This window comes from Flavitalea flava (assembly GCF_054461575.1).
The window spans coordinates 37,203-53,991 of sequence record NZ_JBTLQH010000031.1; the positions used below are offsets into that span (position 1 = coordinate 37,203).

The 16,789-nt window shown below is 46.4% G+C and carries 13 protein-coding genes; 11 read left to right on the plus strand and 2 right to left on the minus strand.

The features are described from left to right. Positions 1–9 precede the first annotated feature (9 nt). Positions 10–1,317: an acetylxylan esterase gene (locus tag ACX0G9_RS22640; protein ID WP_459067243.1), complete on the plus strand. Its 1,308-nt coding sequence runs from the start codon at positions 10–12 to the stop codon at positions 1,315–1,317. 74 nt (positions 1,318–1,391) lie between these two features. On the opposite strand, the gene ACX0G9_RS22645 is transcribed toward ACX0G9_RS22640, so the two are convergent. Continuing rightward, complete coding sequence (locus ACX0G9_RS22645; protein ID WP_459067244.1) at positions 1,392–1,610, minus strand: hypothetical protein; 219 nt, start codon at positions 1,608–1,610, stop codon at positions 1,392–1,394. A 13-nt stretch (positions 1,611–1,623) separates the two neighbouring features. Further along, a complete protein-coding gene (locus tag ACX0G9_RS22650; RefSeq protein WP_459067245.1) occupies positions 1,624–1,869 on the minus strand; it encodes a DUF2911 domain-containing protein in 246 nt (81 codons plus the stop codon). A gap of 169 nt (positions 1,870–2,038) precedes the next feature. On the opposite strand from ACX0G9_RS22650, the gene ACX0G9_RS22655 reads away from it, so the two are divergent. The 10 genes from ACX0G9_RS22655 (at position 2,039) to ACX0G9_RS22700 (ending at position 16,745) form a co-directional block, all read left to right on the plus strand. Continuing rightward, entirely contained in the window at positions 2,039–2,650 is a 612-nt protein-coding gene (locus ACX0G9_RS22655) for an RNA polymerase sigma factor (protein WP_459067246.1), read from the plus strand. 124 nt (positions 2,651–2,774) lie between these two features. After that, positions 2,775–4,106 (plus strand): FecR family protein, encoded by a 1,332-nt coding sequence (locus ACX0G9_RS22660; protein ID WP_459067247.1) that lies wholly within the window; start codon positions 2,775–2,777, stop codon positions 4,104–4,106. Between the two features lie 214 nt (positions 4,107–4,320). Further along, on the plus strand, positions 4,321–7,626 hold the full coding sequence (locus tag ACX0G9_RS22665; RefSeq protein ID WP_459067248.1) for a TonB-dependent receptor: 3,306 nt from the start codon (positions 4,321–4,323) through the stop codon (positions 7,624–7,626). Positions 7,627–7,644: 18 nt separating this feature from the next. Next, the gene (locus ACX0G9_RS22670; protein ID WP_459067249.1) at positions 7,645–9,087 is read left to right on the plus strand and encodes a RagB/SusD family nutrient uptake outer membrane protein; all 1,443 of its coding nucleotides are present in this window, start codon (positions 7,645–7,647) and stop codon (positions 9,085–9,087) included. A 399-nt stretch (positions 9,088–9,486) separates the two neighbouring features. Beyond that, the gene (locus ACX0G9_RS22675; protein ID WP_459067250.1) at positions 9,487–10,125 is read left to right on the plus strand and encodes a DUF6088 family protein; all 639 of its coding nucleotides are present in this window, start codon (positions 9,487–9,489) and stop codon (positions 10,123–10,125) included. Next, complete coding sequence (locus ACX0G9_RS22680) at positions 10,097–11,098, plus strand: nucleotidyl transferase AbiEii/AbiGii toxin family protein (protein WP_459067251.1); 1,002 nt, start codon at positions 10,097–10,099, stop codon at positions 11,096–11,098. The genes ACX0G9_RS22675 and ACX0G9_RS22680 overlap by 29 nt, the downstream gene beginning before the upstream one ends. Positions 11,099–11,168: 70 nt before the next feature. Next, positions 11,169–11,939 (plus strand): ceramidase domain-containing protein, encoded by a 771-nt coding sequence (locus ACX0G9_RS22685; protein WP_459067252.1) that lies wholly within the window; start codon positions 11,169–11,171, stop codon positions 11,937–11,939. 45 nt (positions 11,940–11,984) lie between these two features. After that, positions 11,985–12,437, plus strand: a complete 453-nt coding sequence (locus ACX0G9_RS22690; protein ID WP_459067253.1) for an SRPBCC family protein — start codon at positions 11,985–11,987, stop codon at positions 12,435–12,437. After that, the gene (locus tag ACX0G9_RS22695) at positions 12,418–12,741 is read left to right on the plus strand and encodes an ArsR/SmtB family transcription factor (RefSeq protein ID WP_459067254.1); all 324 of its coding nucleotides are present in this window, start codon (positions 12,418–12,420) and stop codon (positions 12,739–12,741) included. Before ACX0G9_RS22690 ends, ACX0G9_RS22695 begins: the two co-directional genes overlap by 20 nt. Positions 12,742–13,049: 308 nt before the next feature. Next, complete coding sequence (locus tag ACX0G9_RS22700) at positions 13,050–16,745, plus strand: alpha-L-fucosidase (RefSeq protein ID WP_459067255.1); 3,696 nt, start codon at positions 13,050–13,052, stop codon at positions 16,743–16,745. Positions 16,746–16,789: the final 44 nt, after the last annotated feature.

Below are 16,789 nucleotides of genomic sequence, written 5' to 3' on the forward strand. Positions count from 1 at the left end.
CCCTGTAGCATGCACAAAATCAAAACGATTGTCTTCTCTTGTCTTTATGTATTGATAGCCATTGGATCATTTGCCCAGCCAACCCAGCAAATGGTAAAGGTTATTGTATCCCCGGATCATGCCAACTGGACCTATGCCCGTGGCGAAAAGGTCAATTTTACCGTGACTGTGCTTCAGAACGGGAACCCGGTGCGCAATGCCGGGATCCGCTACGAGATCGGTCCTGAAAAAATGGATGCCGTCAAGGTGGATTCCATATCCCTCTCAGCCGGACAAATTGTGCTGGACGGTGGGACCATGAACTCCCCTGGTTTCCTGCGTTGCATCGTGACCGCCTTTGTGGAAGGGAAGTCCTACCGTAATCTGGCAACCGCCGGATTCGAACCGGGAAGCATTCCGGCCACGGTGCAGGAGCCTGCAGATTTTATCCAATTCTGGGATGGAGCGAAGGCGGCTAATGCAAAAATCCCGATAGATGCGCGGATGACCTTATTGCCGGACCGTTGTACCGGTCTGGTGGATGTTTACCAGGTCAATCTGCAGAATTACCGGCCCGGCGCCAGAGAATATGGAATATTATGTATTCCCAAAAAAGAAGGGAAATATCCTGCCGTGCTGGAAGTACCGGGAGCAGGAATAAGGCCTTATAGCGGAGATATACATTTAGCGGAACAAGGAGTGATCACTTTTCAGATCGGCATTCACGGAATCCCGGTCACGATGGATAAACAGGTTTACGACGATCTGGGCGCCGGCGCCTTAAGCGGCTACTGGGCCTATAACCTGGAGGACCGGGACCAGTATTATTATAAAAGAGTTTACCTGGGATGTGTACGGGCGAATGATTTCCTGATCAGTCTGCCGCAATTCGATGGCATTAATCTCGGTGTGATGGGGGGAAGTCAGGGTGGGGCCTTATCGATCGTTACCGCTTCCCTGGACCCGAGAGTGAAATACCTGGCCGCTTATTATCCTGCGCTCTCCGATATGACCGGTTACCTCCATGGCCGGGCGGGTGGATGGCCGCATGTATTCGATAAGAACAATCCCCAGCACCGGGTCGAAACGGAGATCAACACCTCCTCTTATTATGATGTCGTAAATTTTGCCAAATGGCTGAAAGTACCGGGTATCTATAGCTGGGGTTATAATGACGAGGTATGCCCGCCGACTTCCCTGTATGCGGCATATAATAAAATATCGGCTCCCAAGACCCTGATGCTGGCCCTGGAAACCGGCCACTGGACCTATCCGGAACAAAACGAAAAATTAACCAACTGGCTGATCGAAAGTCTGCGGAAGGAGTCTGCTAAATAAGCAAGTAACATTAAAGATAAAAATAATAGATGTCTGGCTTTAGCCGGGCATTTTTTCTTCTGTAGTAGTTGATGTTAATTTTGTTTGCCAGCTTCTGCCAGTACCTCTTTGTTCAACCGGATATATTCTGTATCATGTCCATCCGTTGCCAGTTTGAGACCTTCGGTTGCCGTTGTTATGGCTCCTGTCTTATCTCCTTGTCGTAACTGGATCCTGGCCTTCCAGTATTTGGCGTTATCCGCATCAGGAACCTGTCGTTCGAATTCCTTTATCCAGGACAGCGCCGTATTCATGTCTTTGATATGGTTATAATTTAATAATGGTTGCCGAATTTGCTCCCGTTCGCCAAACCTTTCCATACGGCTCCATGCCATCAAATACTTTACGGCCCTTTGTATTCGGTCGGCTGTACGTGATGACAATTTTGCCCAATCCGAATTCCTGTTCTGTTTTTTGAGTGGTGCTGGGCTGCGGAATCTTTATTTCCTGAGCGCGGGCCGGCAGATGCCCGGTGCAGGCTAAAAGCAGCCAGATAAAAATGAATTCTCTCATATGTATAAATTAAGGACGTTTCTTGAGTATAAAGCTAACTTGCGAGGCGGCCATCCTGACCCGCCAATTACCTAACGGTCTTATTTTGGGGATTACAGGTCTTTTAGGAGAAAGTTTCTGGTTTCGGGTTTTTTCGTACTTTTAAATCCATAACCTGATTAGCTTGCTTGTGAACGATATCTCCATACACGAGGAAAAGGCTCTTATTGCTCAAGTAGCGAAAAGCGATGAAAACGCTTTCCGTATGCTTTTTGCCCGGTATCGTCATAAGGTCTTTTATATAGCCCGCAAATTGTTGCAATCAGATAGTCTGGCAGAAGACGTCCTGCAGGAGATTTTTTTAAAGATTTGGATACACCGGGAACAATTGCCGGAAATCAACAACTTCAGGGCCTATCTGAATACCATCACCCGAAATCATATTTATAACGCCTTGCGAAAATTGGCCAATGAAGAAAAACTCATTGGCGGTCTGGCAACCCGGTATAATTCGACCCCTGCCGGGACCGATCAAAGCACTGCTATCCAAACCTTATCCTACCAGGAATTGCAAGGCGCACTGCAGAAGGCGATCGCCAACCTTACCCCCCAGCAAAGAAAGACATTCGAGTTAAGCCGCCTGGAAGGCCTCCGGCATGATGAAATTGCCGTTTTATTGAATATTTCCAAAGAGACCGTCAAAAAACATATTTCAGAGGCGCTTCATACCCTCCGTAAACAGCTCCGGACTCATGAAAGCCTTGTCCAACTGTTGTTTTTGCTATTTTTTACCAGCCTGTAAATCCGCCTGGATACCAGTTTTTTGATAAATCTTAAAAATCGTCCCCTTTTTTCTACCCCCCTTTTCTTTCCCGCGTGTCTGATAGGATAACACCTGTCCGTGTTAAACGTTTAAACACTTGCATATGGATCCCATTTTCTCCAGGTTACAATATTTGTTCAGACGGTTTAGGTCCGGGGAAGCCTCCCCGGAAGAACGACAGGCATTTTTCGAAATGATCAATTCGGTTTCCCGGCGGGAAATGGTAAAAGAACTGATAACCGAAGAGATGACCTTCCTGGAAAAAGAGGGTTTGGAAATGCAGGACCCGCTGGATGAAGAGCGGGCCGCAGAACTTTTTGAGGGGATCCTGCTGGCGGGAAAAGACAACCAGACCCCTGTTATTCCGATGGGCGCTCCGTTTTACAAAAAAAGACGGACATGGATCGGGTGGGCTGCTGCCGCCGTTTTCCTGTTACTGGCCGGTTCGGGCGCCTGGTGGTTGTCCTTATCAAAAACAAAACCTGCAGATCTTATTTCCAGCCGCCCCCGGGTCAAACAGGATATTCCCCCCGGAACGATGGCGGCAGTGCTCACGCTGGCCGATGGCAAACGGATCGCCCTGGACAGTACGGCAAACGGGATCATCAGCCATCAGGGTAATATGTCAGTGGTTAATCTGAACGGTCAACTGGCTTATAAATCAGTTGCAGGCTCCAGACAATTAGCAGAAGGTTCCAACTCTTCAGCCGCAGGCTCCAATCCATCAGGTGCAAACTCCAACTCATCAACAGCCAACGAGATCCCTTATAATACTATTCAGACCCAACGGGGTAACCAGTACCAGATCGTACTACCCGATGGATCGCAGGTTTGGCTCAATGCAGCTTCATCCATCCGTTTCCCCGTTGCTTTTACCGGCAGGGAAAGAACGGTGGAGATCACGGGAGAAGCCTATTTCGAAATAGCCAAAAATCCCGGTAAGCCTTTCCGCGTTCTGGTTGCGGCATCTTCGGGAAAAGGGGCAGGAACGGATATTAAAGTCCTGGGCACTCATTTTAATGTGAATGCCTATGCCAATGAAACGGTCATTGCGACCACCTTACTGGAAGGCGCGGTCAGTGTCACCCATGGAGAGGATACCCGGCTGATAAAGCCCGGCGAACAGGCCCGGGTGGAGCAGGAGAGAGGCGGGCAGGGCAGAGGAATAAAGGTGACCACCGATGTCAATGCAGATGAGATCGTAGCCTGGAAAAACCAGCTTTTCTATTTTAAAAGTGCAGATATACATACCGTTATGCGGCAGCTATCCCGCTGGTATGATATCGATCCGGATTTCGGGACGGCGGAAATCCAGGAACGATTCTATGCGAAGATCCCCCGGAATGTAAATATTTCAGAAGTATTAAAAGCCTTATCACTTACAGAAAAAGTTCATTTCACCATTGAAGGAAAGAAAGTGATTATCAAACCCTAAAACCCTGGAATGGATGGATAAAAAAAAGTAAATAAAAAACCGAACCCTGACGCCATCAGGATCCGGTAAATTTTGGATCAATCCAAAAACAATTTTTGAGAGACTGCTTATTGTTTAACCCAAACATCGCTAAGTTATGCTATTGATTGCTAATTGCCAAGACAGGCCTGCCAGTCGTTACCGGCTGTTATTGGCCGAACTAAATTGCTTGAAAATGAAATTAACCGTGGTTCTTTTTCTGGCCACTCTCCTGCAGGTCAACGCCAAAGGACTGGCCCAGAAAATAACGATCTCAGAAAGGGATGCCTCTCTGCAACGGGTTTTCGATCAGATTGAGAAACAGACGGATTTTAAATTCGTCTATACCCAGGGTTTCCTGCAAAAAGCCAAAACCATCACGCTCCACGTGTCCAACCTCCCTTTAGCCGAAGTGCTGGATCTGTGTTTTAAAGGCCAGGAATTCACCTATACCATCCTGAATAAATTAATCATCGTCAAAGAGAAACCAGCAGAGATCATCTCAACGCCGCTGTTGCCCATTCCTCCTCCGTTGATCGATATCAAAGGAAGGATAATCGACGAGAACGGTAATCCTGTAGCCGGTGCTTCGGTCCTGGTAAAGGGTTCCGACAAGAACGGGCTCAGCGATAATGACGGAAATTTTATCATCCGGCAGGTGGACAAGGGCATCACCCTGATTATCTCTTATGTGGGTTATCAATCCAGGGAATTACGGGTACGTGATGAAAATGCCGGAACGATTACCCTCGCTTTGAATAACCAAAAATTAAACGAAGTTGTCGTCGTTGGTTATGGCACCCAGAAAAGAAAAGACCTAACCGGTTCGATCGCCTCGGTTGGCTCCGCCCAGTTGGAACAGCGTCCCGTGAGCGCTTACCAGGACGCTCTTGCCGGCGTTGCGCCCGGTATCGATGTAACGCCCAGAAGCGCCCGCCCGGGTAATGTCGCCCAGATCAAAATTCGCGGGGTAGGGACCATTTCGGGAGACAGCGAGCCTTTGTATGTAGTAGACGGTTTTCCAACGGATGCCACAAATGCTGCTGCCATCAATCCAGGGGATATCAATTCCGTAGATATCCTCAAGGATGCTTCTTCTACTTCCATTTATGGTTCAAGAGGTGCCAATGGGGTCATCATCATTACCACCATATCGGGAAGAGCCGGACAGTCCAAGGTAGATGTAAGTCTGAAGACAGGTTTCTCACAGGCTAACAAACACGATTTTTATAAGGTATTGAATGGCGCTCAATATGTAGAATGGTATAAGGAAAAAGCACAGTTTGCGGGAACCCCTGTTCCATCCTGGGTTACCAATTGGGATGGAACGAGTACCGACTGGCAGAATGTAATATACCGGACTGCTCCTTTCCGGGACTACGGGGTAACGGTTTCCGGTGGAACCGATAAATTAACCTATTTGTTCTCCGGAAGTTTCCTGAACCAGGAAGATATTCTGCTGAAGGCCGGATTCGATAAATATTCCGCGCGTTTCAGAGCGGATTACAAGGCTTCCAAAAGGATCACCATCGGGATCAATATGGCGCCCAACTTTACCGTTCAGCGGCTGAGCGCTCCGGAGGATGATTTTTCCGCCCTTACCGGCGCTGCAGTTTTACTTCCTCCGGTTATCCCGGTCTATAACAAGGATGGTACGCCATCGGATCCTAACTCCTTCGGCGTGTTGAATAATACTATGGTGAATCCCCTGACCATTGCGGCTAATTATAATAATACCCAAAAGAATTTTTTCCTCCTCGCGAATGCGTATGCGCAGATCGAGGTTCTGAAAGGACTGACCTTCAAAAGTTCCATAGGCGGAAATGTATCCGATAACCGCTATCGTTTTTTCCAACCACAGGGAATGCGCGGTCAGGCCCTTTACCCGGTTACTGCCCTGGAATTAAATTCTTCTCGGACGGTGAACTGGCTGAGTGAAAATACACTGAATTATAAAGCTGTTTTTCACAACGATCACCGGCTCGATCTGTTAGGTGGTTATACTGTTCAAAAGGCAACCTATGAAATGGAAGGTTCCAATGCCAGCGGTTTTCCCAGCAACCTGGCGCAGACCATCGATTTCGGAACGGTGAAAACGCCTTTCTCCAAGTCAGGCGGAAATACTTTGTTATCCTATCTGGCCAGGGCGAATTATTCCTATAAGGATAAATACCTCCTTACGGCTACTATCCGCCGGGACGGAAGCTCCCGTTTTGGCGCCAATAATCTCTGGGGTGTATTTCCTTCCGTGGCAGCAGGCTGGAATTTATCCAAAGAGCGGTTTATGGAACAAGTCGGTTTTATCGACAATGCGAAGATCCGGGCCAGTTACGGAAGCAATGGAAGTAATTTCATCGGTGATTTTACCTCGAAGGCAAGTATGACCTTCGTCAATCATTCTTTTGGAAATAATTCGGTGATCGGGTTTGTCAATGCAGATCCGGGCAATCCGAATCTCTCCTGGGAGAAATCCAAACAAACCGATATAGGTTTGGATCTCGGGCTGTTCAACCGTATTTCCCTGACCTTCGATTATTATAATAATATATCCAAGGATCTGTTACTGGCAGTGAATGTACCAACCTCCACCGGCTACGGCAGTAACCTGATGAATATCGGCAGTATGAAAAAATGGGGTTATGAACTCTCGCTGAATGGCAGTGTGATCAAACAACGGGATTTCGGATGGGATGTCGGTTTCAACGTGTCGCATCAACGCCAGAAAGTGCTGACCCTTGGACCAACCGGCGCTCCGCTTTACCAGTTCTTTGCCGTTCTCGTGACCAAGATCGGCGGTCCGCTGGAGCAGGAACATGCCCTGCAACAGATCGGGATCCTTTCGCAGAAAGATATCGATGCCGGGGTTGCTAAAAAAGCAGTGGGCGATCAGGCAGGGGATTATAAATTCCTCGATTACAACAAAGACGGGCTGATCGATGCCTTTAACGGAGCGGATGGTGTACTGGTGGGCGATAATAATCCCAGATGGTTATATGGTATTAATACCACGGTGCGGTATAAAAATTTCCGTTTCTCCGCTTTGTTACAGGGACAGGCCGGTGGAAAGATCCTGGATTTTGTGTACCAGATCATGAGCCTTCATACCAACAACACCAATATGGATGTTAATTTCTTTGACGGCCGCTATATTTCCGAAGCAGAGCCGGGTAACGGAAGAACACCAAGGGCAGGATATAACGATGTAGGCGCCGTTTCTTCCTGGGAAGTACAATCCACGGATTTTATCCGGATCAGGAATCTGAATCTTTCCTATACCATTCCCGCCGACATCAGCAAAAAGTTCTGGATGAACGATCTGAGAGCCTATATTTCTGTGGAGAATTTGTATACGTTCACCAATTACAGAGGTGGAAATCCGCAGGCAAGCCGGAATGGTTTTGATACCCGGATCTTCGGTGACAAACGGACAACAGGACTTAATTCCGTGGCTACTGCACCTATCCCGCGTGTATTTACGCTCGGTATCAATTTTTCCTTTTAACCTGTAAAGACTTTTATTATGTCGAAAAAATATAAATATTCAAACGGGAGCTTGCTGATGGCCGTCTTATGCATTTCCATCCTGGCCTCATGCTCCAAAGATTTTTTGAACGTCGTTCCGACGGACAGGATCCCCAAACAGGAATTCTATAAAACAGAATCGGATCTGACCGCAGCGATCTATGGGATCTATTCTGCGCAGAAGACCCTCTATATTTCCAACGAACTGGCTCTTTACAATTTGGAGGAGACCCGTTCCGATAACACCAATCAGAATTACGGCAGGCAGACCGAACATAAGGCCGCCGATAACTTCACCATGCAGGCCGGCAGTACTACCGTCTCCGGTATGTGGTCGTCTGCTTATAACTGTATCAATTTATGCAATGCACTGATCGACCGGGCACCGGCCGTTCAGATGGATGATACGAAGAAAAAACAATTGATAGGAGAGGCCCTGTTTATTCGCGGCCAGGTTTATTTCCTGCTGCTCCAGGATTACGGCGGCGTTCCCCTTCGGTTGCATGAGACCGTGGCCCTGAGCGGAAATAATAATCTGGCCAGGTCTTCGGTAGATTCAGTATATCTGCAGATCATCGGGGATCTGACGACAGCATCGGCATCGCTTCCCGCAAACTATACCGGAGCTGACATCGGACGCGCCACTTCTTATGCCGCCTATGGATTGCTGGGCAAGGTTCAATTGCAAAAAGGAGACAATACCGCTGCCGTTGCCGCCTTACGGAAGGTGGTGTTCCCCGGATCTCCGTATTCCCTGCTCCCCAATTATGCCGATCTCTGGAATCCGGCTACGAAAAATTCGGCAGAGTCCATCTTCGAGCTGCAATTCCTGCCGCCGTTGAATGGTTCAAATCTCTGGAACTATTTCGCACCCACTTCTCTCGGTGTACCGGGTGGCAACAATGGAAACACTTCCCCCAATACGCCTACACAGGATCTGATCGATGCTTATGAACCCGGCGATATCCGTTTGAACGCTTCGCTAGCCTACGATCCCGTCCTGCGGCCCTATATTCTGAAATTCAAGGACCCGGCTGTTTCCGTGGGCAATGATGCCCGTAATAATTTTCCCATATTACGTTATGCGGATGCCATGCTGCTGCTGGCAGAAGCCCTGGGAGAGACAACAGAGTCCTACGATCTGATCAACCTGGTCCGTGACCGCGCCAATCTGGGACCGATCAGTGCCGCCACACCGGGAACCTTTATCGACAAGGTCATGCATGAACGCCAGGTGGAGTTGGCCTTCGAATGCCATCGCTGGCATGATCTGCTGAGAATGGGTACTGCCAAAGCACTCAGTATTATGAATTCGAATCTGGCTCATGAATTCCCCGGAGTCGGTATCGTGATCGACGCCCATCAGCTGATCGCTCCGCTTCCCTTGACAGAAACGCAAACGAATACCCTTGCCGGACAGAATCCCGGCTATGTACAATAATAGATTGATTTAGTACCCTATTGATTTTTTATCCGAATTGAGTTTGTATCCTAAGTGAATTTGTATCCTGATTGACCCCGGCCGGAAGACTTGATCTTCTGGCCGGGTTTTTTTATGACCTTGATCTGGGGAGAGTTTTGTTAAATGAAAAAATAACTGCAAAATGACTAGTACTTTTTTCTGGTAGAAGTGTTTTTATAGTTCATTATAGTTTTGAGGAAGAAATGATCTTGGTAACGTATAATATAAAAAAATACTATTATCTTAAATTATTGTAAATCATGTACTTAAGTTTTAAATTAAATAAATTTTTGTTACCTTTTTTATAATAATAAGTAACAGGTTAAATTTTTATTTGTTACCTATTTTTAATAAATTTGTAACAAAACAGACCAAATAATGATAAAATCAATTCATCGCCAGATTTCAGGCTCCTTGGGGAAATTACCTAAAGGAAGCCTCATCTTTCCCTCGCAATTTCTTGAAATAGGGAGTGAGTCTGCCATTAAAATGAGTTTGTCGAGGTTAGTCAAAGAAAATAAGGTAGAGCGGTTGGCACATGGTATTTATATAAACCCAAAAGTAGATCCAATGCTCGGTAAAATATACCCACCCACTGAAGAAATAGCCAAAGCATTAGCGGAACGTGATAACGTGAATATAAAACCTACAGGGGCATACGCACTCAATCGTCTTGGATTATCAACCCAGGTTCCCATGAATTATGTTTATATAACAGATGGAGCGGCGCGAAGTATAAAAATTGGTAAAAGAAATATCAAATTTAAGGCGACAATACCAAAAAAACTGGCAACAAAAGGCCCAATCAGCGGGCTTGTTATTCAGGCACTGGAAGAACTGGGCCCAAAAGAACTTACACCGGAGATCCTGAATAAAATAACAGATCTCCTTAAAATGGAAAAAACAGTTTTTCTCAGGCATGACGCAAAATTAACTTCTGCCTGGATTGCGAGGCTTTTTTACAACATACTTCAACAAAAAACAAAGGATGACAAACTGGCTAAAGCTAACGAATGAGCAAAGATTGGATACTCTTTTCGAAGTCAACAGGCAAACTAATCTGCCTTTACAAGCTATTGAAAAGGATTGGTGGGTAACTCTCGCACTAAAAGCTACTTTCCAGACGCCATATGAACCCTATCTGCTTTTTAAAGGAGGGACGTCGCTAAGTAAGTCCTGGAACCTGGTAGAGCGTTTTTCTGAGGATATCGACATGGCCATTGACCGGGACTTATTGGGATTTTCAGGCAACCCAACCAATTCTCAGATTAAAAAGCTCAAAAGAAAGGCTTGTGAATTTATCAGCACCGAATTAAGGATGGCTATAGAGAAACAACTCTTGCAATTGGGAGTTCCGGCGGATATATATTCTCTTACAGCAGCGAAAACAATAGATCCGGATAAAGATCCTCAGCAACTCTTTTTGAGATATGAGTCCCTGCTCGATACTCTACCCTATATCAAAAGTGAAGTGCAGATTGAGGTTGGAAGCCGATCCTTAAAGGAACCCTGGAGCAATAGGCCGATACATTCTTTAATAGATGTCGTTTATATTGATCAATCTTTTGCCGGGCCTAACTTTAAGGTACCTACGGTAGAGCCAAGAAGGACATTCCTTGAAAAGGCATTTCTATTACATGAAGAATTTATGAAACCTGTTGAAAAAATAAGAAGCAACAGAATGTCCAGGCATTTATATGATCTGGATATGCTTATGGATACAGCTCACGGTATCAACGCATTGGAGGATAAAGACCTATACCAGTCTATCATTGAGCATCGGTCAATATTTAATCGATTACCTGGTGTGGATTATAATACCCATTCAAAGCAAACCATTTCATTTCTGCCACCAGCCAATGTTATCGATGCCTGGGAGTCGGATTATAATTCAATGCGGGAAACAATGTTCTATGGAAATACCAAACCATTTCCAGTAATAATGGAACGTTTAAAAGAGCTCTTAGTACGTTTCAAGAACTCGATATAAAGGCTATAAAAGATAATTCCCCGGCCGGAATCATTTTGTATTATTACCGAAAGAAAATAAACCTTTTTCTATGAAACAATCCACTAAATTATTTTTCCTGGCCTTGCTGACCCTTATTGCCATAGTGGTTGTATTCAGACACAGCACTTATCCTCAAGCCTCATCCTATCATGATCTTGCGGGCAAAAGAATTATACTGGGCATACGAAATGGCTGGAATGTGTTAAGTAATCTTCCCTTTGTCCTTGTAGGAATTTTTGGGCTTGGCCTGCTGCGTAAGGCCAATGGCTCACCCGGCATTAAAACCGTTTATGCCATATTGTTTACGGGAATCTTTCTGGTCGGCTGGGGATCGGCTTATTATCATTATACCCCCGGTAATAATACATTGATCTTTGATCGTATTCCGATGACCGTTGTTTTTATGGCTCTCTTATCGGCAACAATCGCAGAACATATCCATGAAAAAGCCGGCGTTCTGATAGTATGGCCGCTGATCGCCCTGGGTTTGGTGAGTGCGCTTTACTGGTATTATACCGAAAGTATCGGAAAGGGGGATCTTCGTTTATACGGATTGGTTCAATACTACCCAATGGTCTTCCTTCCCCTCATTCTCCTGCTGTTTCCCGCACCGGTTTACAACCGGGGATTATGGCAATTGCCCGGCGCCATTATTTGTTATGCTGTTGCCAAGATATTCGAACATTACGACAAAGAGATCTATTCTCTTACAGGTTTTGTCAGCGGCCATACCCTGAAACACCTGGCTGCTGCTGCTGCTACCTATTACCTGGTCCGAATGTTCCAGCGGAATTATTGTTTTCAAAAAATATTTGCGTAATCCAAATGTTACTTATATATTTGAGTAACTTAAAAGTTACGTATAATGAAGAAAAGTATAAATCAACAGTATTTCTTCGATCATTCTCCTGAGGTGGTTTGGGAATACCTGACGAACCCTGATTTGTTGCAGTTATGGCTGATGAAAAATGATTTTCAGCCAGTCATAGGCCATGACTTTCAGTTCAGGACAAACCCGATACCCAGTCTCGATTTCGACGGTATTTGTTATTGCAGGGTATTGGAGCTCGTTCCCTTCCAAAAACTTTCTTATTCCTGGAAGGGCGGTCCCGGGGAAGGCAAGATTACGCTTGATACCTTAGTCGTATGGACATTGCAGCGAAAAGGGGAAGGCACGGAACTCTCCCTGATGCATGGCGGTTTTTCGATACCGGAAAACTTCTCCTTTTTCACAGGCATGACCGATGGCTGGCTTAAAAATCTGCAAAAGATAGAAAAACATATAAACGCTGCAAAAAATGGCACAACCAACACTTGATACCTTCCAGGTAATTGCCGATCCGAGCAGAAGGCAGATATTACGATTGCTTTCAAAGGATAGTCTAACGATCAATGCCCTGGCAGACAATTTCGACATGAGCCGTCCCGCAGTTTCAAAACACATAAAAATATTGAACATAGCGGGGTTTATTTCTATCCAGGACATTGGCCGGGAAAGATATTGCACGCTCAAAAAGGAAGGGTTCAGGGAACTGCAGGAATGGATCAATTACTTTGATGCGTTCTGGACGTCAAAACTGACAAAATTGGAAGCACTGTTAAGTAAAAAAATGAAAAACTAAGCCTGGTACGGCCTTTTGAGAGATGCAATCGTTTGCGTGATTTTGGATTACAAGGAAGATTACAGTGGTGGGTTTCTTATCTTGGTTGCGGGTTGACCGATCATCCCCTCAACTGTAAATAAATGATGCATAAGCTACTTCCGTTTAGGTCTTCCTGTAGATCTTCCCTGGTTTTCTTACTTCTTGCGTGCGGATTGGTTACGAAGGCTCAATTGCCTGGATCTTCTCAATTACCTGGATCCTCCGGATTAATTGGATCCTCTGGATCTTCGGGATTACCCGGATTGCCGGATGCACGCTATAATTTGATGCTTAAGGCTCCCATTAGCAGTTGGGATGAGGCTATTCCTTTAGGCAATGGCTTAATGGGCGGGTTACTCTGGGGGGAAGATAACACGATCAGATTGTCTTTGGACAGGGGGGATTTGTGGGATGACCGGACCTCTGGTGAAAAGGAATGGTGGAAAAAATATACCTATCAAAAAGGGGCGGAGATGGTCGCCCAAAAGAAATTCGATGAGGTGAATAATTGGTGGGACGGGCCATATAACGGGGTCACCCCAACCAAACTACCCGCCGGTCGTATTGAAATCAAATTGCCGGTCAATCAACTGGTGAAAGAATTTGAATTGAAACTGGCTACCGCAGAAGGAGAGGCCCGTTTGAATTCCGGTGCGGTCATCAGGGCGATATACAGTGCCCGTGAACCGGTCGCCCTGCTGCTGATCAAAGGGGTTGCTCCGGATTCGGTCAATCTTTTAAGTACCTTGGACGTATATCGTAAAAATGCCGGAGGAGACGCCGGGCTGAGCAGCGGCGGATCAATAGACAAGCTTGGTTACCCGGAAGCCTTAAAGGGAAGATCCGGCCATGCACAATGGTATATACAGGAAGCTGCCGAAGGGCTAAAGTATTGTGTGTATGTCGAAACCAAACAATCCGGTAACGAGACCTTGCTGGCCGTTAGCATTACCTCTACAACAGATGCGGCTGATTTTTTGTCCCTGGCACGCGGGCGTTGCGCCTCGGCTTTGAATAAGGGTTATAACGCGCTTCGTGTCCCTCATATACAATGGTGGAATGCGTTCTGGCAGAAATCCAGCGTGAACGTACCAGATACGGCTGTTCAAAAACAATACAACCTGGTACAATACTTTTACGGGGCGGCTTCCCGTTTAAAAGCACCACCCATGCCGCTGCAGGGCGTTTGGACGGCAGATAACGGCGTGCTTCCGCCCTGGAAAGGCGACTATCATAATGACCTGAATACCCAGATGACCTATATCGCTTACCAGGAAGCCGGCCGGTTTGAGGAAGGCTCTTCTTACCTGGATTTTCTCTGGGACCGCCGCAATTCATTTCGTGCTTTTGCCAGGGATTTTTATGGAACTGGCGGTCTTGCCTGCCCGGGAGTGATGTCCTATTCCGGACAGCCATTGGGCGGATGGGGGCAATATAGTATGTCCCCAACCATGAGCGCGTGGAGCGCGCATTTGTTTTATCTCCATTGGTTGTATACGGCAGATGATCATTTCCTGCAGGAAAAGGCTTATCCCTGGTGTTCTGCCGTCGGGGAATGTATGCTGGGTCTGTTGAAACCGGATGCTGCCGGACTATTGAAATTGCCGCTGTCTTCATCTCCGGAAATTTTCGACAATAGTCCCAGAGCCTGGGTTGAACCCAATAGCAATTATGACCTGATGTGTCTGAAAATGTTATTCCTTTCTTTGAAGGAAATGGCAACTGCCAGTGGCAAAACCAGGGACATCCGAAAATGGGCAGACGCCGCGTCAGCGCTGGGAGATTTTCATACCCGGGCAGACGGCACGCTCCTGGTAGATGAGAGGAATGAATTGCCAGCCAGCCATCGTCATTTATCCAATCTTATGGGTCTATACCCTTTTAACCTGGTTACCAGCGAAGGCGGCGGAAAAACCGGACAAACGATCAATGCCAGTTTGCACCGGTGGGACAGCCTGGGTACCAGCCAATGGTGCGGTTATACTTTCTCGTGGATGAGTTGCCTGAGAGCAAGAATAGGGGACGCGGAAACCGCGATAAAGGACCTGGATATTTTCGTAAAGGCCTTCGTATTACGTAACGGGTTTCATGCCAACGGCGATCAGACCAGGAGCGGTTATTCCGATATGACCTATCGGCCATTCACCCTGGAAGGGAACTTCCTGGCATCCCAGGCGGTTCATGAAATGTTGTTGCAAAGCTGGAGCGCGACACCAGGTGAGATCAATACCGGAATAATCCGAATTTTCCCGGCAACGCCGCAGAAATGGGCGGATGTTTCTTTTCATGATTTAAGGGCTGAAGGAGGGTATAAGGTCTCCGCTGTACGGAAAAATAAGATGACCACCTGGTTCAGTATTGAGGCCGGCAAAAATGGAACGCTCCGGATAAAGGACAACTTTGAAGGAAGAATTCCGCAATGGAATGTAAAGCATGTAAAGAAGACCGGCGATATTTATGAAGTGGAAGTGACCCGGGGGCAAAAAGTGGAAGCCACGCTGATGGCTGAAAATACCAGCCTGCTCAACAAACAGCCATCTGCGCCTAAACCTTATGGAGTATTACCTTCCGAACGCCAATTGAAATGGCATGAAATGGAAGGCTATTGTTTCCTTCATTTTACTGTGAATACGTTTACAGACCGTGAATGGGGCTTGGGAGACGAATCAGAGAGCGTATTCAATCCAACAAATTTCGATGCCGATCAAATCGTATCGACGATTGCCAAACATGGGTTTAAGGGAGCTATATTGACCTGTAAACATCACGATGGTTTTTGTTTGTGGCCATCAAAATATACCGAGCACTCTGTAAAAAACAGCCCCTGGAAAAATGGTCAGGGTGATGTGGTGAAGGAGATCTCTGCTGCCTGCAAAAAATACGGTATAAAGTTTGGCGTATATCTTTCACCCTGGGACAGGAACAGCGCCTTGTACGGCAAGCCTGAATATATTACCTATTACCGGAACCAGCTCAGGGAATTACTGACCAACTATGGCGACATTTTCGAAGTGTGGCTGGATGGTGCCAATGGTGGGGATGGCTATTATGGAGGAGCTAAGGAGAAACGGGAGATCGACCGCACTACTTATTATGATTGGGCGAATACCTGGTCGATCATACGGGAATTACAACCCAACGCCTGCATTTTTAGTGATATCGGCCCGGATGCGCGGTGGTGCGGAAACGAAAGCGGTTATACCAATGATTCCTGCTGGGCGCCCTATACGGCTCATGGACCAAATGGTGACAGACCGGGCATAGGAAACACCAGGTCTGAGGAAGGGGAGACCGGCACGCTGAATGGAGAAGCGTGGATTCCTGCGGAAGTGGATGTTTCTATTCGTCCGGGATGGTTTTATCACCAGAACGAAGACTCTAAAGTGAGAAGTTTGAAAAGTTTGCAGGAAATCTATTTTAAATCAATTGGCAACGGCGCCTGCTGGAACCTGAACCTTCCTCCCGACCGGACAGGCCGGATCAATGCGAATGATATCAAGGCCCTGGATGCCTTTCAGGATTATTTGACAAAATCATTTTCAAAAGATCTTTTGCAAGGCGCAAAAGTCCAGGCCTCTGAAACAAGGGGGAACTCAAAAGAATATGCGGCTTCCAATGTACTTGCTTCCCATGTACCATCTCCCAAGGTGCTTTCTGCCAAGGAACCTGATAAAGACAACCTTTTGTTTTGGACTGTCAACGACTCAACCAGGACCGCTTCGCTCACCTTTACCCTTCCCCAGGCAAACACCTTTAACTGTTTTGAGATAAAGGAATATATAAGATTGGGGCAACGTATCCAGTCCTTCCTTATTGAAGTCGACCAACAAGGAAAATGGATGCAGGTATTCAAGGGAACTACCATCGGTAGTAAAAAGTTAGCAAAGTTTGATAATGTCACCGCTTCGAAAGTGAGAATTACCTTTTTGAATGCATTGGCTTGCCCGGTCATAGCATCGGTAAGACTTTACAAGGTTTTATAGATGCTAAACCTAAAAATAATCGCTACTTTTAAGTTAATAACTGG